The sequence below is a fragment of the Paenibacillus bovis genome (genome assembly GCF_001421015.2).
In the GTDB taxonomy this organism is placed as follows: Bacteria; Bacillota; Bacilli; order Paenibacillales; family Paenibacillaceae; genus Saccharibacillus; species Saccharibacillus bovis.
The window spans coordinates 795001-820446 of the sequence record NZ_CP013023.1 but is presented as its reverse complement, the minus strand read 5'-3'; the positions used below and the strand labels follow the sequence as shown (position 1 = coordinate 820446).

21 protein-coding genes, 10 tRNA genes and 1 rRNA gene (1 of these 32 only partly in view) are annotated in these 25446 nt (G+C 48.3%); 3 read left to right on the top strand and 29 right to left on the bottom strand.

Features of this window, described 5'->3' with window-relative positions; all coding sequences use genetic code 11:
- Positions 1 to 18: 18 nt before the first annotated feature.
- Complete coding sequence (locus tag AR543_RS03600) at positions 19 to 966, bottom strand: ribose-phosphate diphosphokinase (protein WP_060531897.1); 948 nt, start codon at positions 964 to 966, stop codon at positions 19 to 21.
- 160 nt (positions 967 to 1126) lie between these two features.
- On the opposite strand from AR543_RS03600, the gene AR543_RS03595 reads away from it, so the two are divergent.
- From AR543_RS03595 to AR543_RS03585, 3 genes are all read left to right on the top strand, one after another.
- Entirely contained in the window at positions 1127 to 1708 is a 582-nt protein-coding gene (locus AR543_RS03595) for a MarR family winged helix-turn-helix transcriptional regulator (RefSeq protein WP_158523924.1), read from the top strand.
- A 122-nt stretch (positions 1709 to 1830) separates the two neighbouring features.
- Entirely contained in the window at positions 1831 to 3141 is a 1311-nt protein-coding gene (locus tag AR543_RS03590) for an HlyD family secretion protein (RefSeq protein ID WP_060531892.1), read from the top strand.
- Positions 3125 to 4381: an ABC transporter permease gene (locus AR543_RS03585; protein WP_060531890.1), complete on the top strand. Its 1257-nt coding sequence runs from the start codon at positions 3125 to 3127 to the stop codon at positions 4379 to 4381. Before AR543_RS03590 ends, AR543_RS03585 begins: the two co-directional genes overlap by 17 nt.
- A gap of 280 nt (positions 4382 to 4661) precedes the next feature.
- Here AR543_RS03585 and hisJ read toward each other — a convergent pair whose 3' ends face one another.
- The 28 genes from hisJ to AR543_RS03440 form a co-directional block, all read right to left on the bottom strand.
- On the bottom strand, positions 4662 to 5486 hold the full coding sequence (gene hisJ, locus AR543_RS03580) for a histidinol-phosphatase HisJ (protein WP_060531888.1): 825 nt from the start codon (positions 5484 to 5486) through the stop codon (positions 4662 to 4664).
- A 24-nt stretch (positions 5487 to 5510) separates the two neighbouring features.
- Positions 5511 to 6230 (bottom strand): bifunctional phosphoribosyl-AMP cyclohydrolase/phosphoribosyl-ATP diphosphatase HisIE, encoded by a 720-nt coding sequence (gene hisIE / locus AR543_RS03575; RefSeq protein WP_060536619.1) that lies wholly within the window; start codon positions 6228 to 6230, stop codon positions 5511 to 5513.
- A gap of 23 nt (positions 6231 to 6253) precedes the next feature.
- Positions 6254 to 7012, bottom strand: coding sequence for an imidazole glycerol phosphate synthase subunit HisF (gene hisF / locus AR543_RS03570; protein WP_060531886.1), 759 nt, complete (start codon positions 7010 to 7012; stop codon positions 6254 to 6256).
- A gap of 14 nt (positions 7013 to 7026) precedes the next feature.
- Positions 7027 to 7758: a 1-(5-phosphoribosyl)-5-[(5-phosphoribosylamino)methylideneamino]imidazole-4-carboxamide isomerase gene (gene hisA / locus AR543_RS03565; RefSeq protein WP_060531884.1), complete on the bottom strand. Its 732-nt coding sequence runs from the start codon at positions 7756 to 7758 to the stop codon at positions 7027 to 7029.
- Positions 7759 to 7792: 34 nt separating this feature from the next.
- Positions 7793 to 8458: an imidazole glycerol phosphate synthase subunit HisH gene (hisH, locus tag AR543_RS03560; protein ID WP_060531881.1), complete on the bottom strand. Its 666-nt coding sequence runs from the start codon at positions 8456 to 8458 to the stop codon at positions 7793 to 7795.
- Positions 8459 to 8461: 3 nt separating this feature from the next.
- On the bottom strand, positions 8462 to 9067 hold the full coding sequence (gene hisB / locus AR543_RS03555; RefSeq protein ID WP_060531879.1) for an imidazoleglycerol-phosphate dehydratase HisB: 606 nt from the start codon (positions 9065 to 9067) through the stop codon (positions 8462 to 8464).
- A 72-nt stretch (positions 9068 to 9139) separates the two neighbouring features.
- Positions 9140 to 10426 (bottom strand): histidinol dehydrogenase, encoded by a 1287-nt coding sequence (gene hisD / locus AR543_RS03550; RefSeq protein ID WP_060531877.1) that lies wholly within the window; start codon positions 10424 to 10426, stop codon positions 9140 to 9142.
- Positions 10427 to 10496: 70 nt separating this feature from the next.
- The gene (gene hisG / locus AR543_RS03545; protein ID WP_060531875.1) at positions 10497 to 11156 is read right to left on the bottom strand and encodes an ATP phosphoribosyltransferase; all 660 of its coding nucleotides are present in this window, start codon (positions 11154 to 11156) and stop codon (positions 10497 to 10499) included.
- Positions 11157 to 11200: 44 nt separating this feature from the next.
- The gene (locus tag AR543_RS03540; RefSeq protein ID WP_060531873.1) at positions 11201 to 12388 is read right to left on the bottom strand and encodes an ATP phosphoribosyltransferase regulatory subunit; all 1188 of its coding nucleotides are present in this window, start codon (positions 12386 to 12388) and stop codon (positions 11201 to 11203) included.
- Positions 12389 to 12832: 444 nt separating this feature from the next.
- Positions 12833 to 14041 (bottom strand): acyltransferase, encoded by a 1209-nt coding sequence (locus AR543_RS03535; RefSeq protein ID WP_060531871.1) that lies wholly within the window; start codon positions 14039 to 14041, stop codon positions 12833 to 12835.
- Positions 14042 to 14201: 160 nt separating this feature from the next.
- Positions 14202 to 14759: an acyltransferase gene (locus AR543_RS03530; RefSeq protein WP_060531869.1), complete on the bottom strand. Its 558-nt coding sequence runs from the start codon at positions 14757 to 14759 to the stop codon at positions 14202 to 14204.
- On the bottom strand, positions 14756 to 15409 hold the full coding sequence (gene ppaX, locus AR543_RS03525) for a pyrophosphatase PpaX (RefSeq protein ID WP_060531867.1): 654 nt from the start codon (positions 15407 to 15409) through the stop codon (positions 14756 to 14758). Before ppaX ends, AR543_RS03530 begins: the two co-directional genes overlap by 4 nt.
- Positions 15410 to 15415: 6 nt before the next feature.
- Positions 15416 to 16450: a prolipoprotein diacylglyceryl transferase gene (gene lgt / locus AR543_RS03520; protein ID WP_060531865.1), complete on the bottom strand. Its 1035-nt coding sequence runs from the start codon at positions 16448 to 16450 to the stop codon at positions 15416 to 15418.
- A 13-nt stretch (positions 16451 to 16463) separates the two neighbouring features.
- Positions 16464 to 17402, bottom strand: a complete 939-nt coding sequence (hprK, locus tag AR543_RS03515) for an HPr(Ser) kinase/phosphatase (protein WP_060531863.1) — start codon at positions 17400 to 17402, stop codon at positions 16464 to 16466.
- Between the two features lie 642 nt (positions 17403 to 18044).
- On the bottom strand, positions 18045 to 19181 hold the full coding sequence (locus AR543_RS03505; RefSeq protein ID WP_060531859.1) for an ABC transporter ATP-binding protein: 1137 nt from the start codon (positions 19179 to 19181) through the stop codon (positions 18045 to 18047).
- 470 nt (positions 19182 to 19651) lie between these two features.
- Positions 19652 to 20560: a PucR family transcriptional regulator gene (locus tag AR543_RS03500; protein WP_227871827.1), complete on the bottom strand. Its 909-nt coding sequence runs from the start codon at positions 20558 to 20560 to the stop codon at positions 19652 to 19654.
- A 125-nt stretch (positions 20561 to 20685) separates the two neighbouring features.
- A complete protein-coding gene (locus AR543_RS03495; RefSeq protein ID WP_060531855.1) occupies positions 20686 to 20877 on the bottom strand; it encodes a hypothetical protein in 192 nt (63 codons plus the stop codon).
- A 563-nt stretch (positions 20878 to 21440) separates the two neighbouring features.
- Positions 21441 to 21513 (bottom strand) — tRNA-Lys (locus AR543_RS03490).
- A 10-nt stretch (positions 21514 to 21523) separates the two neighbouring features.
- Positions 21524 to 21608: transfer RNA gene (locus AR543_RS03485), tRNA-Tyr, on the bottom strand.
- Between the two features lie 12 nt (positions 21609 to 21620).
- Positions 21621 to 21693: transfer RNA gene (locus AR543_RS03480), tRNA-Phe, on the bottom strand.
- Between the two features lie 25 nt (positions 21694 to 21718).
- Positions 21719 to 21794: transfer RNA gene (locus AR543_RS03475), tRNA-Asp, on the bottom strand.
- Between the two features lie 11 nt (positions 21795 to 21805).
- Positions 21806 to 21881 (bottom strand) — tRNA-Thr (locus AR543_RS03470).
- Positions 21882 to 21887: 6 nt separating this feature from the next.
- A tRNA-Val gene (locus AR543_RS03465) sits at positions 21888 to 21963 on the bottom strand.
- Between the two features lie 9 nt (positions 21964 to 21972).
- A tRNA-Met gene (locus tag AR543_RS03460) sits at positions 21973 to 22049 on the bottom strand.
- A 57-nt stretch (positions 22050 to 22106) separates the two neighbouring features.
- Positions 22107 to 22198: transfer RNA gene (locus AR543_RS03455), tRNA-Ser, on the bottom strand.
- Positions 22199 to 22270: 72 nt separating this feature from the next.
- Positions 22271 to 25194, bottom strand: a 23S ribosomal RNA gene (locus AR543_RS03450).
- A gap of 137 nt (positions 25195 to 25331) precedes the next feature.
- Positions 25332 to 25407, bottom strand: a tRNA-Ala gene (locus AR543_RS03445).
- Between the two features lie 20 nt (positions 25408 to 25427).
- Positions 25428 to 25446, bottom strand: a tRNA-Ile gene (locus AR543_RS03440) (it continues 58 nt past the right edge of the window).

Sequence of the window (25446 nt, the reverse complement as noted above, 5' to 3'; positions counted from 1 at the left end):
TTCCCCATCTATTTCGAATTAAATACCTACATCACTGAACATGGTAGCGATAGAACCGCCTTCCATAATAATGCGCACAGCGTGCGCCAGCATTGGCGATACGGACAATACGGTCAGCCGGTCCAGATGGCCTGGCGGCAGACTGATCGAATCCGTCACAATCAGCTCGCGGATATACGGGTGATCCAGACGCTGCAATGCAGCACCGGAAAATAAACCGTGGGTTGCGCAAACGATTGCTTCGCGAGCCCCACGTTCTTTCAAACTTTCAACCACATTGACGATGGTCGTACCGGTATCGATCAGATCCTCGATAATAATCGGAGTCTTGCCTTCCACATCGCCAATTACATGGGTAATGACTGATTCGTTATGGGCAGGTCTTTTTTTGATCATCATGGCAAATGGCGTATCCAGACGATTGGCCAGTTTTTCGGCCATATAGGCACGTCCGGCATCCGGCGACACCACAACTGCATCTTCTATTTGTTTATCACGTAAATACCCGCTGATCAGATCAAGCGCTGTCAAATGATCCACCGGTATATTAAAGAAGCCCTGAATGGCCGAAGCATGCAAATCAATCGTAATGATCCGGTCTGCGCCAACCGTCGTGAGTACATCGGCGACCATTTTGGCGGAGATCGGTTCCCGCGGTGCGGACTTGCGCTCCTGACGGGCATATCCGTAATACGGGATAATCAGGTTGATCGTTCCTGCCGAAGCTCTTTTGGCTGCATCAATCATAACCATTAATTCCACAAACAATTCATTGATCGGATGAGACAGCGACTGGACCAGAAATACATCCATATTACGAATCGATTCCTCGTAATGTACATAGGTCTCTCCACTTTTGAACTGGGACAACTTGATTTTACCAAGCGGTACACCCAGACGTTCTGCAATCTGTGCACTCAGCTCGGGACTTGATGATCCCGAAAATATACGCATTTTTTCCTTCATGGGCCCTCCTGTAGATAGCCTGCTGACTTTACTTTATTTTAGCTTGCTTTGAGCCGATATCATAGACAATTCTGTATTTATCTTATGAATATAACATGATAGATAATGTCGTTATAGCACGGTTTACAGAATATTATGTTGAAATTTTCATAAAATTTTCTTGACCAAACTAGTTCGGCGCCGTACAATTATCTTCATTGAAGACTTCAGAAAGGTGAGTAAAATGCCGAATATAGATTCATCAGGCTCCAAATGCAGTACGCTGAACGAGTTGGATCGGCTCAGTGAGCTGGCGCCTTTGTTTCCCCAGATTAATGTCGAATGCATGTTGACCTCTCTGCTATTGGTACGCACTTCCCATGATTTGTACAACCAATCCGCTTCTCTGCTGACGGAACGCGGAATATCACAGGGCAAAATGCGTATTCTGACCTCTCTGTTGCTGCGCAAAAAACCACTGCTTCCTTCTGAACTGGCGAAATCTGCCGGTGTCACACGCTCCACCATGACCGGACTGATCAATGGCCTGGAAAAAGACGGCTTGATCCGGCGCGGAGCTCATGAAGACCGTCGTATGACAGCTATTCACTTAACTGAAGAAGGCGAGACGCTATTAATGACTACATTGCCCGAATATGCCCGTGTGGTCACTTCAGTCATGTCTCAATTGACGGAAGAGGAACGGGGAATGTTGCAGCAGTTATTGTACAAACTCCGTACTGGCATTGAACTTAACGAGTAATTCAGCTTTTTTTGCATTAATTGTTCGGCGCCGTACTATTTGGCGGCTAATAATATATTTTTTATTTAAATGCCTTTAGGGCATGTATGTATTGATTTTATCAGATAGGAGAGCATATCAAAGTGAAAATTGTAAAACTTATTCCGATTATTCTTTTAATCGTTGCGTTGGGGGTTGGAGGTACGCTGCTTGCCATGCACGGCAAGGATGCAGTATCCATGGCTGCCATGAAAAAAGAAGGCGTGCTGACGATCGATACCGTGAACAGCTCCTTTGAAGGACAGTCCGGCAAAATCAGTGCTGTCAAAGTCAAAGAAGAACAGCATGTCAAAAAAGGACAGACGCTGCTCGTGCTGGATACTCGTGATATCGATCTGCAGATCAAGGGTGTCAAAGAGCAAATGGCCCAAATCGATGTTCAGATCAGCCAGGCTCAGAGCAGTCTGACCAGTCAGGCGCACAAGCTCGCTGAGCAAAAAGCCAATGCCGAACTGAATATCAAAGCTGCCCAGGTAGCCGAACAAAAAGTATTGACCGGCGCACGTCCGGAAGATATCCGCAGCCAGGAAATCGCCGTGGATTCTGCCAAAAAATCGGTTGAAGTTGCCAACAATGGTGTAACTTCTGCACAGACAGCCGTGGAAGCCGCCCAGCAAACACTGGATTATGCCAAAACCAGCTATGACCGTGCCAAAGCTTTGTTTGATAACGGTCTGGGTACACAAGCCAGCCTGGATACTGCACAAAACAGTGTCGACAATGCAACCAAACAGGTGCAAAGTGCACAGGATCAACTGAACTCTGCCATGAAGCAGGTAGAGGTTGCCAGCAATCAGGTGAGCACCCAGGAAAATGCTCTGCAAAAGCTCAAAAACGGTGCAACTGCCGAAGAACGCCAGCAAGCCCATGTTCAACTGGAACAGGCTCAACAGGCGCTGAAGCAGATCGAACAAGGGCAGGAAGATATCGATAACGGCAAGTACAATATCGAACTGCTGCAAAAACAAAAAGATTCTCTCAAAGTAACACTCGATGGCTATGAAGTTCAAAAAGGCCGCCGCATTCTGACCGCAGCTGCCGACGGCAAAGTAACCCGTGTCGTACCAAAAGTAGGCGAAAACGTATCTGCCGGTACACCGGTTGTCGTGATTGAGACGGGTAAACTGTACTATGACCTGTATGTGGGCGAAGAGAATATCAAATCCTTCCAGGCAGGTGCCAAAGTATCGACCGACGTTATCTCTCTTGGCAAAAATGTTCAGGGTACTGTACGCTACATCACTTCTGCGCCGCAATATGCCGCTCTGCGCATGAGCCGTGAAAAAGGTCAGTCCGATACGACTTCCTTTATCGTACGTGTAGATGTGAAACGTACCTCTGACTTGCTGCCGGGAATGACGGTGGAGGTTCCGACCAATGAAAGCCATAATTGATGAATTCAAGCATATACTGAACGGCAAGTTCATTTTTATTATCCTGATTGCGCCGCTGATCATCTCAGCGGCCTTCGGGTATGTATTTAAAAACAATCAGCTGAATGAAGCTCCTGTAGCCGTAGTCGATATGGATCACAGTGACTATAGCCAGCAGCTGATCCAGAAGCTGGATGCCGATCAGTATATCAATATTAGCTACATTACCTATAACTACATGGAGCCCAACAGCTTTATGTACAATGAAGAGTATTTTGGCGTTATTTATTTGCCAGCCGGGCTTGAGAAAGCTCATGCCCAGGGTGCGCAGACGAATATCGGACTATATGTGGATACTTCACTATCTACAGCTACCACCTATCTGCGTAACGGGGTGACCGAAGTAATCGCCGCCGAGAATGCTTCTGCTGCCGCCAACAAACTGGTAGCGATGGGCGTTAGTTCGGCACAGGCGACCAACTTTACGACCGGTCTGAATCTACAGACGCGTCTGCTCTATAACCCGACCAACAATATGCTGATGAGTTCGGTTATCGGCTTTGTAAATACGGTGTTCCTGTCTATTCTTGGTGGAGCAACGCTGACGATTATACCGCGTCTACGTGAGCAGGGATTGCTCAAGGACATGCTGCGTCGTCCACTCAGTCTGGTGCTGCGTATTCTGCCGTATTCCATTATTGCGACTTGTTCCATGTATCTGGTTATGGGCTGTCTCAAACAGGTAGGCGGTCTGCGCTTTGAAGCGAACGTATATCAGCTGTGGATTCCTTTCCTGATGTATGCCATCGCGCTGTCCCTGCTCTGTATGATGATAGGCTGGAGTGCATCCAGTCCAGCCAAAGCGGCTGGCCGGATCACCATGATCCTGCTGCCATCCTTTATCCTGAGTGGTGCACAGCTGCCGGTAGCCCTGCTGCCGCCAATTTTGCAAAATGTCAGTCATGCCCTGCCGCTGTCCTGGCATTTTAAATTCCTGCGCGGTCTGGGATTCCGCGGCGGTGACCTGCACTACTTTATGCAGGAAATCGGTGGATTCCTGATCCTGATTACCTGTATTCTCGTTGTGATCTTCCTGCTGATGCTGAATGAAATGCGCAAGATTCGCAAAGCCGAAAAAGAAGGATTGCTGCATCCGGATGAGATTGACTCTACAGAGACGGTCATTACTTCTGATTCTGATTCTGATTCGGCGCTTATTCTGCCGAAGGGCGACAAGCAGGCGGGTCCAAGTCACAGCTAAGCTGGAACAGCCATTGCAATCAAGGGATGGATCAAGCATCCAACAATCGATCCTACATCCGAATAGGATCGAGTCGAACCACATATATCCAAAAAGCCCACTGGCCTGTTTACATGGTCAGTGGGCTTTTCGTTTTGGAAATACGTCTTCTGCATGAATGAAGATTCTGTACGGGATAGAGTGAATAATAAGCTGTTATACAGAAGCAGGCTTGCGTCTTTCTCTATACCGTTTATTATTTCATTTCCAAATAAAAAATAAACTTGTGGAATCCGGATAGTTAGTCATTCAGCGGTACCATCGTGCGCTGACGATGCTCGAAAGTGGCCACTTCCTGCACACCCAGCTCGGTCAGCAGCGCTCTTGCTTCATCCAGATGATCGCTCAGTTTCCGCGGATCATGAGCATCCGAGCCAAGCGTCAGCGGGATATCCCAGGCGATAGCCTGTTCCACGATACGACGGGAAGGGAAGATTTCCTTGCACACTTTGGACAGACCGGAGGAATTCAGCTCCATGACCATATCGGCTTTTTTGACAGCCTGCAGGGCTGCATTTTCCAGAGCAATGCGCTCTTCGGCCTGCTCTGGCTCCGGAATATAGCCAAATCGCTTGATCACATCCAGATGACCGGCGATATCATAAAAGCCGGTTGCGGCGGCTTTCTGTACAGCCTCATAGTACTGACGGTATACGTCCAATACCTGTTTGCCTTCCCAGTTATGCGTCTGCCGATGATCCGAGATATCCCATTCTCCGAGGAAATGCACAGAACCGATAATATAATCGAAAGGATAACTGTCCAGGATTTTGCCAATCACTTCCTCATAGCCTTCGATATAATCGGCTTCCAGTCCTACACGGATAGATATCTGATCCCGGTATTTCTCTTTGAGCATCAGACACTCTTCCACATAGCGGGGCAGTTCTTCCATCGGCATTGCCATTTCCGGATAATAGGTGGCCGGGTCCACATGGATCAGCGGCAGATGGTCAGATAATCCCAGCTGCGATAAGCCCAATTGTATCCCCCGCTGTACATATTCCTCTAGCTCACCGATAGCATGACCACACCGGACATGATGCGTATGATAGTCAATCAGCATCGCCGCTTCCTCCTTTACAGCAGATTAGTCTTTGCGCGGACGCTCATGACGGCGATCCAGCTCGGCCAGCACATCATCCAGCGGCACTTTGCGTTCCTGCAGCAGCACGAGCAAGTGATAGATCAGATCGCTCACTTCGTAGCGCAGTTCTTCGTTATCTCCATTTTTAGCAGCGATAATCGTCTCGGCGGTTTCTTCACCGACTTTTTTCAGGATCTTGTCGATTCCTTTCTCGAACAGATACGTGGTATAAGCACCCTCCGGACGTTCACGCTCGCGATCAGCGATCATCTGCTCCAGTTCAGCCAGTATAGCGAACCGGTCTTTGCCAGCGGCTGTACCTGATGTATCGTTATTAGTATCGACCGTATTATTTTGAAAAGTTGGCTGGTTGTCCACTGTATTCACCTCATTATAAAAGCAGCTTATTCTGCCTGTATGGCAGGCTGGTCCATTTACTTCTACTAATAACAGCAGCGTATCTCCATCACAATCGTAATACAGTGACTGGATACGCTGTGTATTGCCTGACGTTCCACCTTTGTGCCAGTATTCCTGGCGGGACCGGCTCCAGAACCAGGTCTCACCGGTATCCAGGGAACGGCGCAGTGATTCTGCATTCATGTAGGCCATCATGAGCACATTTTTGCTGGTGGCATCCTGCACAATCGCAGGTACGAGCCCGTTATGATCCCATGTAATGGCTGTTGTCAGCTCTTCAAAAGAGAGCGACTGATGAATCATCTCCGATTGCAGCTGATCATTACTCAACGAATTTCCACTCCTTCGGCTTTCAATTCCGTTTTGAGCGCTGGAATCGAAATCTCTTTGTAATGGAAAATCGTTGCGGCCAGACCTGCATCGGCATTTGCCTGATCGAACACATCATAAAAATGCTCCGGTTTGCCGGCTCCACCAGATGCAATCACCGGAATATGGATCGCTTCGCAGACCGCTTTGGTCAGCGGCAGATCGAATCCATCCTTGGTTCCATCGGCATCCATGCTCGTAAGCAGAATTTCACCAGCTCCGCGCTGCTCGGCTTCACGAACCCATTCCAGTGCTTTCATACCGGTCGGTTTGCGGCCTCCGTGTGTGTAGACTTCCCAGTCATTCCATTCTGCATTGAACTTGGCATCGACTGCTACGACGATACACTGGGCACCAAAACGCTGCGAGCCTTCATTAATTAGCTGCGGATTCAGCACGGCGGCTGTATTGATACCGATCTTGTCGGCACCGGCGCGCAGGATTTTTTTCATATCCTCTACCGAGGAGATCCCCCCGCCGACTGTAAACGGAATCGAGATTTCTCCGGCTGTGCGGCGCACCACATCCACCATCGTCTCCCGACCTTCTACCGAAGCCGAGATATCCAGAAAGACCAGTTCATCTGCACCTTCACGGTCGTACAGCGCCGCCAGTTCTACCGGATCGCCGGCATCCCGCAGATTCACAAAATTCACACCTTTGACGACCCGTCCTTCTTTGACATCCAGACACGGGATAATACGCTTTGCGAGCATGAGCTGCCCCTCCTTTACCGGATCGTCTGCAGCGCCTGCTTCAGATCGATTTTGCCTGTATAAATGGCTTTGCCTACAATTGCACCGCTAATTCCTTGCTCGCGATACTCTGCCAGCTTCACCAGATCATCCAGCACCGTTACACCGCCGGAAGCGATGACCTGCTTGCCGGATGCCTGTGCTATCGCTGCAATCGCTTCGATATTGGGTCCCTGCATCATCCCGTCACGGGAAATATCGGTGAAAATAAACGTCTCTGCTCCCTTGGCAGCCAGTTGGATCGCCAATTCCTCGGCTTTGACTTCGGAAGTCTCCAGCCAGCCGCGGGTCGCTACATAGCCATTACGCGCATCGATCCCGATCGCTACCTGACTGCCGTAAGTCGCCAGCACAGACTCTGTAAATTCACGATTTTCAATCGCTGCCGTGCCGATAATTACGCGGCTGACGCCCAGTTCCAGCAGCTTCTCTACATCTTGCAGTGTACGTAACCCGCCACCAACCTGTACAGGTACTTCTACCTGCCGGGCAATACGTCCGATCAGCTCATGATTGACCGGATGACCGGCTTTGGCGCCGTCCAGATCGACCAGATGTACATAACCAGCTCCCTGTGCAGCAAAGTCTGCCGCTACTGCCGCCGGATCTTCATTGTATACCGTTTCCTGATTATAATCGCCTTGGATCAGGCGTACACAGCGGCCGCCGCGAATATCGATAGCTGGATAAATGGTGAAAGAAGACAATATAGTTCCCCCTCGTTCGATAGAATAAATATGATTACTGGCTCTCTGTGTGATTAATAACGATATCTGCCGGACGATCTAACCGCTCTCCGGTCGACAGGGCGAGGAAGTTGCGCAGCAGCAATCTGCCCAGCTCTCCGCTCTTTTCCGGATGAAACTGCATTCCATATACATTATCCCGGCCTACAATAGCGGTAACCGGCTGTCCATAATCTGCCACGGCAATGAGATCCTCCGGACGATCCGGCTGTACATAATAAGAATGGACAAAGTATACATGTCCTTCATACAGATCACGTACCAGCGGATCTTCGGGACGCTGATACTCCAGCTTATTCCAGCCCATATGCGGAATCTTGTAATCGCCTTCCGGGAAGCGCACGACCCGACCCGGCAAAATATCCAGACCGCGATGAACTCCGTACTCTTCGCCTTCGCTGAACAGCAGCTGCATACCCAGACAGATGCCCAGCAGCGGCTTGCCGCTATCGGCCACTTCCTGCACGATATGATCCATTCCACCCTCGCGGATATGATTCATCGCATCGCCAAATGCACCTACGCCAGGCAGTATCACTCCCTCGGCTGCAAAGATCTCATCCTTATCGCCTGTGATGACATATTCATAGCCGAGACGTTCGATTGCTTTGCTGACGCTGTGCAGATTGCCGATGCCATAATCTACAATCGCAATCGCCATCGGTTACAGCACTCCCTTCGTCGAAGGTACCCCTGTTACACGCGGATCTATAGACGTCGCTTCATCAATCGCACGTCCCAGTGCTTTGAAGACCGCTTCGATCATATGATGCGTATTCTGACCATAATGTACAATCACATGTAGGGTAATGCGTGCTTCAAGCGCCAATTTCCACAGAAACTCATGCACCAGCTCCACCTGGAAGCTACCCACCTGAGACGAAGGATATTCGGCCCGATATTCAAAATGCGGACGATTGCTCACATCGATCACCACTTGTGCCAGTGCCTCATCCATCGGTACAAATACACTCGCATACCGTTTGATCCCGCGCTTGTCTCCCAGCGCTTCACGCAGCGTCTGACCAAGGCAGATTCCGATATCCTCTACCGTATGGTGATCATCAATCTCGATATCGCCCTGTGCTTTGAGCTTGAGATCAAAATGTCCATGCTTGGTAAACAGATCCAGCATATGATTCAGAAAAGGCACATCCGTCTCGATCTCGGCCTGTCCTGTTCCGTCTACCTGAAAAGCCAACTGAATATTCGTCTCGTTCGTTTTGCGGCTCACTTCGGCCTGGCGTGTACTTTGATTCTCGGTTGACATATGAATTCTCCCCCTGGTCTCCTGCTATTTTATATATACGATATGATCCAAGACAGACGATAGGCTGCTGTCTCAGCTTCCTTCCTGTTCCAGCCGTACCTGAATCGCCCTTGCATGGCCTTCCAATCCTTCATGACGGGCCAGCTCCATAATAATATTGCCGTTTGTCAGCAGTGCTTCCTTGCTGTAATAGATCATGCTCGACTTTTTGATAAAATCGTCCACATCTACCGGCGAAGAGAAGCGGGCAGTCCCGTTGGTTGGAATAATATGATTCGGTCCGGCAAAATAATCGCCTACCGGCTCCGAGCTGTAATTACCGAGGAAAATAGCTCCTGCATTTTCGATCATGCCCAGCACATTCATCGGCTGATCGACCATGATCTCCAGATGCTCCGGCGCCAGTCGATTCACAATACGAATCCCTTCTGCAATATCCCGAGTGACAATAATAGCGCCATAATTTCGGATTGAAGCAGTCGCAATCTCTCTGCGCGGCAGGCTCTCCAACTGTCGCTCCACTTCGGCTGCCACAGCATCCGCCATCTCCTGGGAAGAAGTCACCAGAATCGCGGATGCCATCTCATCATGCTCGGCCTGGGACAATAGATCGGCTGCTACATAGACCGGATTCGCCAGATGATCGGCCAGTACGACGATTTCACTCGGACCCGCGATACTGTCGATATCGACCACACCGTATACTTCCCGCTTGGCGAGAGCTACATAGATATTGCCGGGACCGCATATTTTATCAACTGGCTCAATACTGTCCGTGCCATAGGCCAGCGCTGCTATCGCCTGAGCGCCGCCGATACGATAGATTTCCGTTACACCTGCTTCGGCTGCTGTGACCAGAATATACGGATCAATGCCTTCGGTCCCTCCTGTTGCTGGTGGTGTCACCATCACGATCTGCGGCACACCCGCTACCTGGGCAGGAATCACATTCATGAGTACCGAGGAAGGGTATGCTGCCTTGCCGCCTGGCACATACACGCCGACTCGCTGCAGGGGACGAATAATCTGCCCGAGCAGACTGCCATCAGGTTGCAGATCCATCCAGGAATTACGCTTCTGCTTCTGGTGAAACTGACGGATATTGTTTGCCGCCAGAGTAATCGCTGTAATAAAAGAAGGTTCTACCTGCGCGTAGGCTGCCTGCAGCTCTTCTTCGGTCACCCGCAGCTGGCTTGCTGTCAGCTCGACCCGGTCAAACTGAGCGGTATATTGCAGCAGTGCTGCATCTCCCTCCTGCTTCACACGCTGCACAATCTGTTGTACAGCAGCATTCTGCTCGGGCGAACCATATTCTACTTCACGCCGCAAATCAAATTCCTGTGCAGATACTATTTTCACAATATGCTCCCCCTTGCTTCATCCCTTGCTATGACTGCAGGTGCCCAAGCAGGCTTACCCGACCTGTTCTCTATGATTGGATCTCCTGAATCTCATTTGCTACAGATGGCTGAATGACCTTTTGCAGTTGATCACACAGCTGCTGGATTTCTTCACTTTTCATACGATAGCTTACCCGGTTGGCAATCAGCCGACTAGTGATACCGAATAGCTCCTCCATCTCGACCAGCCCATTCTCCCGCAAGGTCTGTCCGGTTTCTACCATATCGACGATCCGGTCAGCCAATCCGATCATGGGCGCCAATTCAATAGATCCGTTCAGCTTTATTACTTCAACCTGCTGTCCGCGTTCACGGAAATACTGGGAAGCTACATTCGGATACTTGGTCGCTACACGCTGCTGAATCCCCGGCTGCCAATCCGGCAAAGCGATTACCGACATCCGGCAGCGAGCGATACCCAGATCGAGCAGCTCATACACATCACGATTTTCTTCCATCAATACGTCCTTGCCGACAATACCGATATCTGCTACTCCATGCTCTACATAGATCGGTACATCGACCGGTTTGGCCAGAATGAACTCCATTTTTGCTTCCGGCAGTTCCACGATCAGCTTGCGCGATTCATCTACATCGGTCGGAATCGGAATACCCGCCTGCAGGAATAGCTGAGCTGCCTTTTTATAAATACGCCCTTTGGGCATGGCTACTTTCAGAATCTGACTCATAGGGTATGCATCTCCCTGTTCTAATTTGCAGTTCTTGATTCATATTACTGGCTCATTGCTTGGCTGCCCCTCGTAAAATGAACAACCTCTCCATAACGATCCGGAGAAAAGGAAATATCTGCTGCTTCTGCTGCATACTCCGTAACTACCATTTTCCCCTGCTGCCGCAAATTAGCTGCATGAGCAAAAGCTTCACGGCGGCTGGCTGCATCATAAGTGATCATCACCGGTTTGGCCGGTTGCGGTACGGGCAGATGCACACCATCCAGAATACGATTCGTTTTGAGTGCAAATCCGGTTGCTACTACAGCACGTCCAAACTGCGCCAGCAGGTTATCATATCGCCCGCCGCTGCAGATCGGTGATCCCAGTTCAGCCGCATACCCTTCGAATACCATGCCGGTGTAATACGAGAAGTTACCGATCATCGTTAGATCAATCATTACGTATTTCGAGATATCGTATGCTTCCAGCACTTCCCATACTTTGCACAGATGACGAATCGAAGCAGATGCCTGTTCATTGCTGCTGATCTCCAGTGCCTGCTGACAGATCTCTTCCGCTCCTCGTAGCCGCAGCAGTCCTTCCAGTTCACTGCGCTGCTCGGCAGACAGGCTAAAAGCAGCCAGCTGCTCCCGGAAGCCTACAAAATCACGGTTGAGCAGTCGATCCTTGAGCGCTTCCTGCTCGCGCACCTTGCCTGGTAATGCTTCTTCCAGCAGTCCGCTCAGAAAGCCGACATGACCAAGAGATATTTTAAAATTCTGCACCCCTGCTGCCTGCAGGCAAGCAATCGCGAGGGCAATCACCTCTGCATCCCCTTCCGGCGAATCCACGCCTACCAGCTCTGCTCCGGTCTGGAAAAACTCTGCTTCCCGTCCTGCTTCTTCTTCAATCGAGCGGAATACATTCGCATGATAAGCCAGTCGGATCGGCAGCTGCTCTTCTTTGAGCAAAGAGCCCATGACACGTGCGATCGGTGTTGTCATATCCGAGCGCAGTACCATTGTGGTACCACGGTTATTTAGCATTTTATATAATTTACGGTCCGAGGTCGAGCTGGCTACCCCTACCGTATCGTAATATTCGAGCGTTGGTGTAATGATCTGGCGATAGCCCCACTGGGACATCGATTGCAGCACATTTTCCTCAATATACCGCAGTTTGGACACGACATGCGGTAGATAATCACGCACACCTGTCGGTTTTTCGAATCCTTTTGGCTTGGACAAAACGGTCACCCCTGATCACACAATATTTTATCACATTAAAGTGGTACTTTGCTAATAAAGTAAAGGATATTTGATATATTACCACACCGTAACTGTACAGTCAATTGACATCCATTTCTCGATATAGCTTCTATCGTGCTTCCTTTGTGCTTTTATATCTGTCTCTTTATCTGCTTCATTTGTATGCTATTTTTTCAGCCAACAGATGCTTTCATCCAACTGCTTCACAGGCTCTTCTGTTCGCTTATAGCCTTTTCGATTGCTCTCTATCCCAATTACCCACCGGGCAGTCATTCTCCTTCTTATTTCCCGGAAAATAAAATCCGGAAGCTATTCGCTATCCTTCTTTCCATTATGCTTGTTTCCAGCTATACAAAAAGGCCACCTGCATTAGAGGTGACCTTTTGGATTTATGAATACAAGCTATTGCCTGCGCTATTCCTGTTATGGACTGGTTCGCTGAACCGCATCCGTTTTACGCGTACGTTTGGTGCCATCGTTACTACCGCGTTTCTTTTTGGATAAGGATGACGGAACACTTCCCAGCAGTACCCACGAGAAAGGAACCCGTCTAAACATAATCTGAACAATAATGGAGGAGACTACCAAGGCAAAAATAAGACCTCCATAGATCCAGCAGAAATACGTAATCGTGCTCATCGAGAACTGATCCTGTGTTTCCCGGTAAAAGGCCAGCAGGAACGGATGAACCAGATATACCGCAAAGGATATCTCTCCCAGACGACGCAGAATTGCCAGCAGCCATGCCGGTGCACGACGCTGTAGAATAAAGGCACTGTGGAACAATACCAGAGAAGACAGCATCGTGTAGATATTCCACATGAACTCATACCAGAGCGAGTCCAGCCATTCATTGGTCAGACGTGCATCATACCAGATCTGCACATAGATCAGACCGGTGATCAGCCAGCTGACCCATAGGACAATCGTGCTGATCTTCTGGATACGGCGCATTTCGCTCCATTTACTCATCACCCAGGAACGGAAAGGCTTGAAGTAGATCGCTACGAAAGCACCCATCAGATAATAAGCAAAATACGACAGCGCAATGCTGCCCTTACTCGCATAATGCAGATCGTATTTATTCCATAATACCCATCCCCACTGAATGGCCAGACCAATCGGTAGCGCCCAACGTGCAATCCAGCGCTGACTTTTGAGTAGCGCCAACATGAGCGGGAACAGAATATAGAACTGCACACTGATAAATACAAAGTACAGATGCGTCCAGGCCGAGCCGTGGAAAATGGCATGAACATAGTCACCGAGCAATACACCGATCGGTTCATCAAATCGATCATTATTATACAGCTTATACAGGAAATATAGTGCCGAGATCAAAATATACGGCAGCAAAATATACAACATTCGTTTTTTATAAAAACTGCCAATCAATTTACCTGTGAGCGGACGATCATAGTAATTATAAAACAATACAAAGCTGCTCAAGAAAATAAACGAAGGCGTACCGTACTTGAAGAAAAGATTCAGAAAGTTAAATACATAATACAGCGAGGTGCTCACGGCTTCTATCGTCGCATTGGACGTGGAATGCACATGCAGCACACCTATAATAGCAATAGCCCGAAAGAAATCAAGCTGTGGCAGCCGCTCTTTCTTAATTGGATTCAATGTTAAAGCATCTCCTTACAATTGAAATGGTACAACAGATGGTTGGCTTTTCTATTCCCGGGCTTGTCCATTCGCCCCATATAGCCACCATGTATGCACCATTCTCATTCTCACATTCAGAATATTGCCTATATCTATTCCTTGTTTATTCTGAATGGGTTTACCTTTTTGTTTCAGGGTCTGGAAGAGGTTCGGTTAATATTACATCATTAACATTACCCAACATTTCCGGATTTTTCCGTGATAATACGCGCAAAGGATTGCCGCCGACAAATGTACCGGCAGCTACATCTTTATGTACCACTGAACCTGCCGCCACAATAGCTCCATCTCCAATCGTGACTCCCGGCAGGATCGTACTATTGGCACCAATCATCACTTCATCGCCAATCACTACATCACCCAGACGGTATTCACGAATCAGATATTCATGAGCAAGGATCGTTGTATTATAGCCAATAACCGTATTTTTGCCGATCTTGATACGTTCGGGGAAAAACACATCGACCATGACCATTAATCCAAATGCCGTATCCTGGCCCACTTCCATACGGAGCAGATGACGATAAATCCAATTTTTCATTTCCAGAATCGGACAATATCGCGATATCTGTATAAAAACAAAATTGCGAACCCCTTTCCAGGGGCTCACCGTTTTATAGATTTGACGCAGCGCATTCCGATTGCCTTCCACGGGATAACGCTCTACTTTTCTCATCGGTCTACCGTATCCCCGAGTACCAGCTCATACAGATCGCTCATCGTATGCAGAATATAGGTAGGGTGATACTTGGACAGCTCCACTTCTCCCTTGAGTGACCAGGCAACAGCTGCCGAGCGTACACCTGCAGCTGCAGCAGACTGTAGATCCGCTGGACTGTCGCCAACCATCAATGTCTGTTCAGGCGAGGAGCCAAGTGCCTCCAGTGCTCTCTGAACAGGCTGTGCATCCGGTTTGGGACGCTCTACATCATCCAGCGTAATAATCACATCCATATACTGAGCCAATTCGAACAGCTCCAGTACACGGGTCGTGGTAGCACGGATTTTGGTCGTTACTACGCCCAGCTTGAATCCTTCTGCTTTGAGACGTGCCAGCACTTCATTTACTTCCGGAAAAGGAGCCACCATATCATCATGGTGCAGTGAGCTGTACTCGCGATAAGCAGCCACCAGTGCCGTTACATCCTCCAGACCGGAGAATGTACGCAGCTGCTGTTCCAGCGTCAGACCCATATGGGGAATAATTTGTTCCCGGGTAAGGGCAGCCGCTGGCTGTTGATTCATAATATGAAGAAATGAGGAGATAATCAGCTCATTCGTATTTACAATCGTACCATCCAGATCAAATAATATCGTATCCATCATTTTTGATTACTCCTTACGTTCAGGGTGCAGCTTTTCATGAGTATCAGACTCTGCTGTTTTATGAGTGCCTGCAGCAGCCGGATGCTCGGTATGGTGATTATCCGGTACAGGATCGTGGTGAGCCCCTTTGGTCGACAGAATCGGATCGCTATACAGTTCCTTCGACCAGCCTGCACGGCGGCGAATAATAATGATAACAATCGCAGCCACGATCAGTACGAGAGACAATAGCTGGGAGACGCGAATATTGCCGTATCCCGGTTCAATCGCTCCCTGTTCAAATCCAAACCAGGTCATCGGCGTCCATAGACTGTTGACGAATGAAGCCAGCCAGACCGGTCCATCAAAAGTAAGACTGTCAGTACGCAGTGCTTCGATAAAGAAGCGCCCAATACCATACCAGATAAAGTACGTCATAAAAATCTCACCGGCACGTACAAAATGACGACGGCGCAGCACAAAGATCAGCAGAATGCCGACCAGATTCCATAACGACTCATACAGGAATGTAGGATGATGGAACACACCATTTACATTCATCTGATTCACGATATAATCGGGCAGATGCAGATTACTGCGCAGGAAAGACTCATCGACAGGTCCGCCATACGCTTCCTGGTTTACAAAGTTCCCCCAACGACCAATCAACTGGCCTGCCAGCAAACCTGGCGCACAAATATCAGCAATCCGCCAGAAATTGTAGCCTTTATAACGTGTGTAGATCACACCACAAATGATGGCACCGATTAGTGCACCATAAATGGCAATGCCGCCATTCCAGATTTTGAACACATCTACAATGTTATCTTTGTAATCCGGCCAGCGAAAAGCAACATAATAGATCCTTGCGGCGATAATGGCGGACGGTACACCGAACAACACCAGATCCATAAAAAATTCCTGTGGAATCCCGAACCGGTTGCCTTCCCGCAGCGCCAGTACCAGACCCACCAGTGCACCGAGACCCAGGATCAGGCCGTACCAGTGCACCTCCAGTGGCCCAATTGCAAAAGCAATCGGATTAATTAACGATGTCCCCATGCATACCCTCTCCTTAATCCAATTCGTCGAGATCTTCGGCGATCGTCTCGGTCAATTTGTGCGTGAATTGGAGAGCTGCATTGTACCCCATACGCTTCAGGCGGAAGTTCATTGCCGCCACTTCGATAATAACAGCCAGGTTACGTCCCGGACGTACAGGGATGGTAACGAGCGGTACATCAGTATCGATGATCTGCGTTGTTTCTTCATCCAGACCGATACGATCATACTGCTTGTCCTGCTGCCAGGCTTCCAGACGTACAACGAGTGTGATACGTTTGTTATTGCGGATAGCACCTGCGCCAAACAGAGTCATCACGTTGATAATACCGACTCCGCGAATCTCCAGCAGATGGCGGATCAGCTCGGGAGCTGTACCATGCAGCTGATTGTCCGATGTCTGACGAATTTCTACCGCATCATCCGCGATCAGACGGTGTCCGCGCTTGACCAGCTCCAGCGCCGTTTCACTTTTACCGATACCGCTGCTGCCGGTAATTAGCATACCTACACCATATACGTCTACGAGTACACCGTGAATGGTTGCTGTAGGCGCGAGCTTTTTCTCCAGAAAGTTGGTAATGCGGCTGTGCATAATCGTGGTGGACAGATTGCTGCGCAGTACAGGCAGATTATGAGCATCACTGGCTTCTATCAGTTCCTCGGGTACTTCCAGACCGCGGGTAACAATAATACATGGCGTATCTTCATTACATAGCTTGCCCATGCGTTCCGCTTTTTCTTCGTGCGTCAGCATTTTGAAAAAAGCGAGTTCCGTTCTTCCTAGAATCTGTACGCGCTCTGTAGGATAGTATTCAAAATATCCTGCCATTTCCAAACCGGGCCGGTTCAGATCATCTACGGTAATGTTTCGTTTTAAGCCCTGTCCCCCGGATACAACCTCAAATTGGAACATCTGCACTAATTCCGAAACCTTCACATGTTTAGCCATACTGTTCTTCCTTTCCCTGAGTGGATCACTTGTCTCGTATTTGATTATGACCATAAATCGCAGTACATATTATTCCCAATGTACCAATGGTAATTGAAAACGTTAATGAAATCAATTATATCGGCAGATTCCCGGCTTTATTATGGCTATACATCATCATTCAGGACAAAGACCTCTCGTGGCAGGCAGAATATACAACTTTCTGACTTCTGACTTCTGACTAAGTGTATCTTTTAATTATGAACAGTCTATGATGAAATTCCTGTATCTGCTCTATTTTTTTCTATGTATGGGTCCATACTATTTTATAATATTCTAAATCAACCTCTTATACCGCTCTATTGAAAAACCCCATAATTCCCGTCACCTAAATATGGCTCCAATATCTGCAACCCACACCCACACCCACACCCACACCCACACCCACACCCACACCCACACCCACACCCACACCCACACCCACACCCACACCCACACCCACACCCACATAAATTCTGCTGCGGATTTCAACTTAATGCAAAAAAAGCTTACCGCACCTTTATACCAACAGGCACGATAAGCTTTTATCATATGAATCATCAGCCTACTGCTCACTAATGATCAAATTCATTTACATTAAATACAGTCCGTTACCGTGTACAATTATACAGTTGCTGGCGCTGTATAGAACAAGTTATCTTCGGATTGCGGATCGAAAAGATGTGCTTTGTTCATATCAACAGCCATCGTTACTGTTGCATTGTCACGTGTAGTGGAACGTCCGTCTACACGAGCGATAACTGTATCGGAGCTGATACCGCCCAGATACAACAGCATTTCGTGACCCAGGTTCTCGGATACTTCTACTTTAGCGGTGAATACTGTATTTGGTGAAGCATCCAGGAATACCGGCTCTTCGTGGATATCTTCCGGACGAACACCCAGAATTACTTCTTTGCCCACATAACCTTGCTCTTTCATTACCTGAGCTTTACCACCTGGCAGGCTCAGTTCCAGACCGGATGCGGAGAAAGTAGTCGTTCCATTTTTCTCGGACAGCGTACCACGAATAAAGTTCATTGTAGGCGATCCGATAAATCCGGCTACGAACATGTTGCGCGGATGGTTATACAGTTCTTCTGGAGAAGCAGCCTGTTGAATGATACCCTCTTTCATAACGACGATACGATCGCCCATAGTCATGGCTTCGATCTGATCATGCGTTACATAGATAACAGTCGTTTGCAGACGTTTTGCCAGTTTGGTGATTTCCGCACGCATCTGACCACGCAGTTTGGCATCCAAGTTGGACAGCGGCTCATCCATCAGAAAGACTTGAGGATCACGGACAATCGCACGTCCCAAAGCGACACGTTGACGCTGACCACCGGAAAGTGCTTTTGGTTTACGCTCCAGCAAGTGCTCGATATCCAGAATTTTCGCTGCTTCGCGAACACGTTTGTCGATTTCTTCTTTTTTCACTTTACGCAGTTTCAGACCAAACGCCATATTGGAGTATACATCCATATGAGGATACAGGGCGTAAGATTGGAATACCATCGCAATATCGCGATCTTTTGGAGCAACATCGTTAACCACACGGTCACCGATGTACAGTTTACCCTCAGAGATTTCTTCCAGACCTGCAATCATACGCAGTGTTGTAGATTTACCACACCCGGAAGGACCAACCAGTACCAGGAACTCTTTATCTTTAATATCCAGATTAACGTCAACTACTGTTGCTTTATCGGAACCTGGGTATTTTTTGAAAATATGCTCTAAACGTACGCCTGCCATAATAAAAAACCTCCCTGAATGATAGATGTAGTATTTTTCGAATTCCTGCTCATAGCCTGCGATTCACGCATCATATGAGCACTTGCGAAGCTTTTCATTGAAACTTTCATTATTGAATCTCTAAATTAAATCTCTAATCCTTGGTAAATAAATTGATTTGCTAACTTGTAACCGCTTACCAAATCGATTCTATAATTATTGTTTTGGAGTCGTTGACAGGTGTATCTACACCTACCTGCATTCGAAAACAAATATTACAGACCTGATCCGTCACCCTGTCCCTTTGCAGTATGTATAATCACTGTGATGCAGCAGAAAGGGTTGGAGCGATAACAGAATAAAGAGCAAATCACCAAACCGGCTAGCCTATTCATCCTTTTGGTTGAATGTTTGAAACCGGTTTCTTTATCTGTTTATATCTTACTCCAATCCCCTCTTGCACTCCATCCACAAACTGTACAAAAAAAAATCTAACTTTTTGTCACTTTATACAAAAGCAGTGTCAGTCGCATCAGAACAGCATCTTCAAACCGGCGTACATCCAGCTGCGTCTCCTGCTTAATCTTATCCAGTCGATATAAAAGCGTATTACGATGAATATAAAGCTGCTTGGCTGTTTCACTAACATTACAATCCATTTTGAAAAAGGTCTCCAGTGTACTTACAGTCTCCTCATCTCCAAACAGATGAGAATGGTCCTCTGCCGACTCTACAAATCGCTGCCTTTCTTCTACCGGTATCCGGTATAACAGACTTTCAAGGCGCATTTCCCAGGGCAAATGAATATGATCGGACACATGAAACAATTTGCCCAGATGTATAGTTTCTCTAAGCTGGGCTACAGTCTCTAACAGCCGGTCTGCCGGAATCAAAGGGCGCGCCACACTAATATGAAAGACGCCAACCCATTCGCTCGCTACAAGCTCATGCAGTCCCAGTGCAAAAGCCGTCAATACATCTTCCTCGGTATCTTCATGCTCACTGTATACTTCTCTTCCCGAATAAGCAGAAAGATCGCTTTGCTCATCATCCTCGATAAGATTATGATTAGCCAGAATGAGCCATTCATTGTCATGCAGCGGAATAAGCAGAACTTCTCTATCAAAATAGCTGGATAACAGCTTTTCCAACTCTTTCATCTGTAAATTACTATTTTGCAGATTATCCACCACAAGCAGAAAAGGAATCATTGAAATATTCAGACGCTGGCGCAATACAGTCTCATCAGGTATAACCTCTGCAGGAGTACGACTACTCAATTGGCGAACTATCCATTGACCTAATTCTCGCGCAGCCAGCTCTGATTCGTCAGTAGTAACTGTCTGCTCTAACTCCAATCCTATGGCCGAAGGAAGAAGCAGCTTCAACAGCTGATACACCTGCTCCATCCTTTTTTCTTCAGCTTCAGATACGATAGTGGTGTAATCTGAACGTAATTTAGAACTATTCAGATTCGGATTTTTAAATTTGTAACTGCTGGCTTGATCTGCTTTTTGCTCTATATTTACATCTGTGTCTGTGTCTGTGTCTGTGTCTGTGTCTGTGTCTGTGTCTGTGTCTGTGTCTGTGTCTGTGTCTGTGTCTGTGTCTGTGTCTGTGTCTGTGTCTGTGTCTGTGTCTGTGTCTGTGTCTGTGTCTGTGTCTGTGTCTGTGTCTGTGTCTGTGTCTGTGTCTGTGTCTGTGTCTGTGTCTGCAAATGATACGGATATAGACGGGATATCGGAAAACATAATTTCCCAAACCATAACTTCTTTTTCTTCTACAGCTACAGGAAGAAGAAAAGTATTGGTCTTCGCATTCTCTGTATATCGTTTATCACTTTGTTTCTTTGTCTTATTTCGTTTCTTTTTATAATCCCACTGCTCTATTGTCCATTGATGTTCTGAAATAGAACATCCAATAATATGCTCGATTTGATTCTTTAGCCTCGTTAAATTCATAATTATATTCCTTCTCCATTCTCCCTCATCATTCATCTGGCAAAGGTATAAGAATATAAAACATGTATACAAAGATCATATCTTTAAACTTTAACTACTGTAAAAGCTCAAACCATACATAGTAACTGCTATAAGATCCTTATATCTAGTATGAAATTCTGGATCTAGTATTTTTATTTTATCCTATTTTTCAGTCAAAGTATAAATATAACGCACTTTATCAAAGTAAACTATTGAAGAACATGTTTTCCCAACAAATGTACTATTAAAAAACATACAAAAAAAGCACCCTGCTTTTCGGCAAGATGCTTTTATATGATGAGCCATGAAGGACTCGAACCTTCGACACCCTGATTAAAAGTCAGGTGCTCTACCAACTGAGCTAATGGCTCATAATAAAACTGGTGGAGGCTGATGGATTCGAACCACCGAACTCGGAGAGAACAGATTTACAGTCTGCTGCGTTTGGCCACTTCGCTAAGCCTCCACAAAATAAAGGTGGCTCGGGACGGAATCGAACCGCCGACACGAGGATTTTCAGTCCTCTGCTCTACCGACTGAGCTACCGAGCCATACTAATATTCAATTAAATAAAAATGGCGGAACCGACGGGATTTGAACCCGCGATCTCCTGCGTGACAGGCAGGCATGTTAACCCCTACACCACGGTTCCAGGGTTAAAAATGGTGCCGGCGAGAGGATTTGAACCCCCGACCTACTGATTACAAGTCAGTTGCTCTACCAACTGAGCTACACCGGCACATAATGGTGGAGACTGAGGGGATCGAACCCCCGACCCTCTGCTTGTAAGGCAGATGCTCTCCCAGCTGAGCTAAGTCTCCAGGTATGTATGGTAGCGGCGGAGGGGATCGAACCCCCGACCTCACGGGTATGAACCGTACGCTCTAGCCAGCTGAGCTACACCGCCATATAAAAGTAATTCAATGTAAACATTTATTACTATATCATACCAAGTAAGTTCTAGTGGCGGAGAGAGAGGGATTCGAACCCTCGCACCGCTGACGCAGTCTAACCCCTTAGCAGAGGGTCCCCTTATAGCCACTTGGGTATCTCTCCAAAAGAAAACTCACAAAGTTGCTCCCTGAAAACTGAATCCGAAACGAAACACCGCTGTTTTAGAACGCTTATTTGGATAAGCCCTCGACCGATTAGTATTGGTCAGCTCCATGCATTGCTGCACTTCCACCCCCAACCTATCTACCTCGTCGTCTTCAAGGGGTCTTACTAATTGGGAAATCTCATCTTGAGGGGGGCTTCACGCTTAGATGCTTTCAGCGCTTATCCCGTCCGCACGTAGCTACCCAGCGATGCTCCTGGCGGAACAACTGGTACACCAGCGGTGCGTCCATCCCGGTCCTCTCGTACTAAGGACAGCTCCTCTCAAATTTCCTGCGCCCACGACAGATAGGGACCGAACTGTCTCACGACGTTCTGAACCCAGCTCGCGTACCGCTTTAATGGGCGAACAGCCCAACCCTTGGGACCTACTTCAGCCCCAGGATGCGATGAGCCGACATCGAGGTGCCAAACCTCCCCGTCGATGTGGACTCTTGGGGGAGATAAGCCTGTTATCCCCAGGGTAGCTTTTATCCGTTGAGCGATGGCCCTTCCATGCGGTACCACCGGATCACTAAGCCCGACTTTCGTCCCTGCTCGACTTGTAGGTCTCGCAGTCAAGCTCCCTTATGCCTTTACACTCTTCGAATGATTTCCAACCATTCTGAGGGAACCTTAGGGCGCCTCCGTTACATTTTAGGAGGCGACCGCCCCAGTCAAACTGCCCACCTGACACGGTCCCTGTACCGGATCACGGTACCAGGTTAGAACTCAGATGCGATCAGGGTGGTATCCCAACGGCGCCTCCAAGGAAGCTTGCGCTCCCTCTTCGTAGGCTCCCACCTATCCTGTACAAATCGCACCCCAGTTCAATATCAAGCTGCAGTAAAGCTCCATGGGGTCTTTCCGTCTTGTCGCGGGTAACCTGCATCTTCACAGGTATTAAAATTTCACCGGATCTCTCGTTGAGACAGCGCCCAAATCGTTACGCCATTCGTGCGGGTCAGAATTTACCTGACAAGGAATTTCGCTACCTTAGGACCGTTATAGTTACGGCCGCCGTTTACTGGGGCTTCGGTTCATAGCTTCGCTTGCGCTAACCACTCCCCTTAACCTTCCAGCACCGGGCAGGCGTCAGCCCGTATACTTCGCCTTGCGGCTTCGCACAGACCTGTGTTTTTGCTAAACAGTCGCTTGGGCCTTTTCACTGCGGCCCCCTCGTGCTATTCACACTACCGGGGCACCCCTTCTCCCGAAGTTACGGGGTCATTTTGCCGAGTTCCTTAACGAGAGTTCTTCCGCGCGCCTTAGAATTCTCTTCTCGCCCACCTGTGTCGGTTTGCGGTACGGGCACCTGCTTCCTGGCTAGAGGCTTTTCTTGGCAGTGTGAGATCATGACCTTCGCTACTGTAATTTTCGCTCCCCATCACAGCCTGGCCTTGGAGCATGCGGATTTACCTACATGCAAGCCTCACTGCTTAGACGGACATCCATCAGTCCGCGTCACTACCCTCCTGCGTCACCCCATTGCTCATAACGGCTTTCGGTGGTACAGGAATTTCAACCTGTTGTCCGTCGACTACGCCTTTCGGCCTCGCCTTAGGTCCCGACTTACCCTGAGAGGACGAGCCTTCCTCAGGAACCCTTGGGCTTTCGGCGGATCAGATTCTCACTGATCTTTTCGTTACTCATACCGGCATTCTCACTTGAATTCTGTCCAGCGCTCCTTACGGTACACCTTCAACCTAAATTCAACGCTCCCCTACCCCTGATACGAATGTATCAAGCCATAGCTTCGGTGGTGTGTTTAGCCCCGTTACATTTTCGGCGCAGAGTCACTCGACCAGTGAGCTATTACGCACTCTTTCAATGGTGGCTGCTTCTAAGCCAACATCCTGGTTGTCTAAGCAACTCCACATCCTTTCCCACTTAACACACACTTGGGGACCTTAGCTGATGGTCTGGGCTGTTTCCCTTTTGACAATGGACCTTAGCACCCACTGTCTGACTCCCGGAATAAAGTCTGCGGCATTCGGAGTTTGACTGAACTTGGTAACCCTTGCGGGCCCCGCATCCAATCAGTGCTCTACCTCCGCGACTCACCTTCCGAGGCTAGCCCTAAAGCTATTTCGGGGAGAACCAGCTATCTCCGGGTTCGATTGGAATTTCTCCGCTACCCCCACCTCATCCCCGCACTTTTCAACGTGCGTGGGTTCGGACCTCCAGTACGTGTTACCGTACCTTCATCCTGGACAGGGGTAGATCACCCGGTTTCGGGTCTACGTCCACGTACTAACTCGCCCTATTCAGACTCGCTTTCGCTGCGGCTCCGGCTTTTCACCTTAACCTTGCACGGGAACGTAACTCGCCGGTTCATTCTACAAAAGGCACGCCATCACCCCTATATCGGGCTCTGACTTTTTGTAAGCACACGGTTTCAGGTTCTATTTCACTCCCCTTCCGGGGTCCTTTTCACCTTTCCCTCACGGTACTGCTTCACTATCGGTCGCTAGGGAGTATTTAGCCTTACCAGATGGTCCTGGCAGATTCATACGGGGTTTCACGTGCCCCGCACTACTCGGGATCCGTCTCGGAGAGAACTGACTTTCAGCTACAGGGCTTTCACCTTTTCTAGCGGGCCTTTCCAGACCTCTTCACTTACCCAGTTCCTTTGTAACTCCAAAGAGACGTCCCACAACCCCAAGAAGCAAGCTTCTTGGTTTAGGCTGTTCCGCGTTCGCTCGCCGCTACTGACGGAATCACTCTTGTTTTCTCTTCCTGAGGGTACTTAGATGTTTCAGTTCCCCTCGTCTGCCTCTACACATCCTATGTATTCAGATGTGAGTAACTGGAGATGAATCCAGCTGGGTTTCCCCATTCGGACATCCCCGGATCAAAGCTTGCTTACAGCTCCCCGAGGCCTTATCGTTGTTCGCCACGTCCTTCGTCGGCTCCTAGCGCCTAGGCATCCACCGTGTGCTCTTAGTAGCTTAACCTAGTGGTTTCTTCTAAAAGAAGAACCTATTTCATTCCTTACTTTCGCCTGTTTGCACAGTCTCAGCAAGAACAGTTTCTAAAACGCGATGTTTCGTTTCGGTATCCAGTTTTCAAGGATCAACTTGTATAACATATTTGGTGGAGCCAAGCGGGATCGAACCGCTGACCTCCTGCTTGCAAGGCAGGCGCTCTCCCAGCTGAGCTATGGCCCCAAATTAGGTTTTAAATTATATGGTGGGCCCTGGTGGACT

Bases quoted from the DNA above. Each gene is read 5' to 3' on its own strand.
- AR543_RS03530 (WP_060531869.1), bottom strand. From the start codon at position 14,759: ATGAGAAAAGTAGAGCGTTATCCCGTGGAAGGCAATCGGAATGCGCTG.
- AR543_RS03585 (WP_060531890.1), top strand. From the start codon at position 3,125: ATGAAAGCCATAATTGATGAATTCAAGCATATACTGAACGGCAAGTTC.
- ppaX (WP_060531867.1), bottom strand. From the start codon at position 15,409: ATGATGGATACGATATTATTTGATCTGGATGGTACGATTGTAAATACG.
- hisG (WP_060531875.1), bottom strand. From the start codon at position 11,156: ATGAGTCAGATTCTGAAAGTAGCCATGCCCAAAGGGCGTATTTATAAA.
- AR543_RS03600 (WP_060531897.1), bottom strand. From the start codon at position 966: ATGAAGGAAAAAATGCGTATATTTTCGGGATCATCAAGTCCCGAGCTG.
- hisB (WP_060531879.1), bottom strand. From the start codon at position 9,067: ATGTCAACCGAGAATCAAAGTACACGCCAGGCCGAAGTGAGCCGCAAA.
- hisF (WP_060531886.1), bottom strand. From the start codon at position 7,012: ATGCTCGCAAAGCGTATTATCCCGTGTCTGGATGTCAAAGAAGGACGG.
- hisH (WP_060531881.1), bottom strand. From the start codon at position 8,458: ATGGCGATTGCGATTGTAGATTATGGCATCGGCAATCTGCACAGCGTC.
- lgt (WP_060531865.1), bottom strand. From the start codon at position 16,450: ATGGGGACATCGTTAATTAATCCGATTGCTTTTGCAATTGGGCCACTG.
- hisJ (WP_060531888.1), bottom strand. From the start codon at position 5,486: ATGCTGATTGACTATCATACGCATCATGTCCGGTGTGGTCATGCTATC.
- AR543_RS03505 (WP_060531859.1), bottom strand. From the start codon at position 19,181: ATGGCAGGCGTACGTTTAGAGCATATTTTCAAAAAATACCCAGGTTCC.
- hprK (WP_060531863.1), bottom strand. From the start codon at position 17,402: ATGGCTAAACATGTGAAGGTTTCGGAATTAGTGCAGATGTTCCAATTT.
- hisIE (WP_060536619.1), bottom strand. From the start codon at position 6,230: ATGATTCATCAGTCGCTCTCTTTTGAAGAGCTGACAACAGCCATTACA.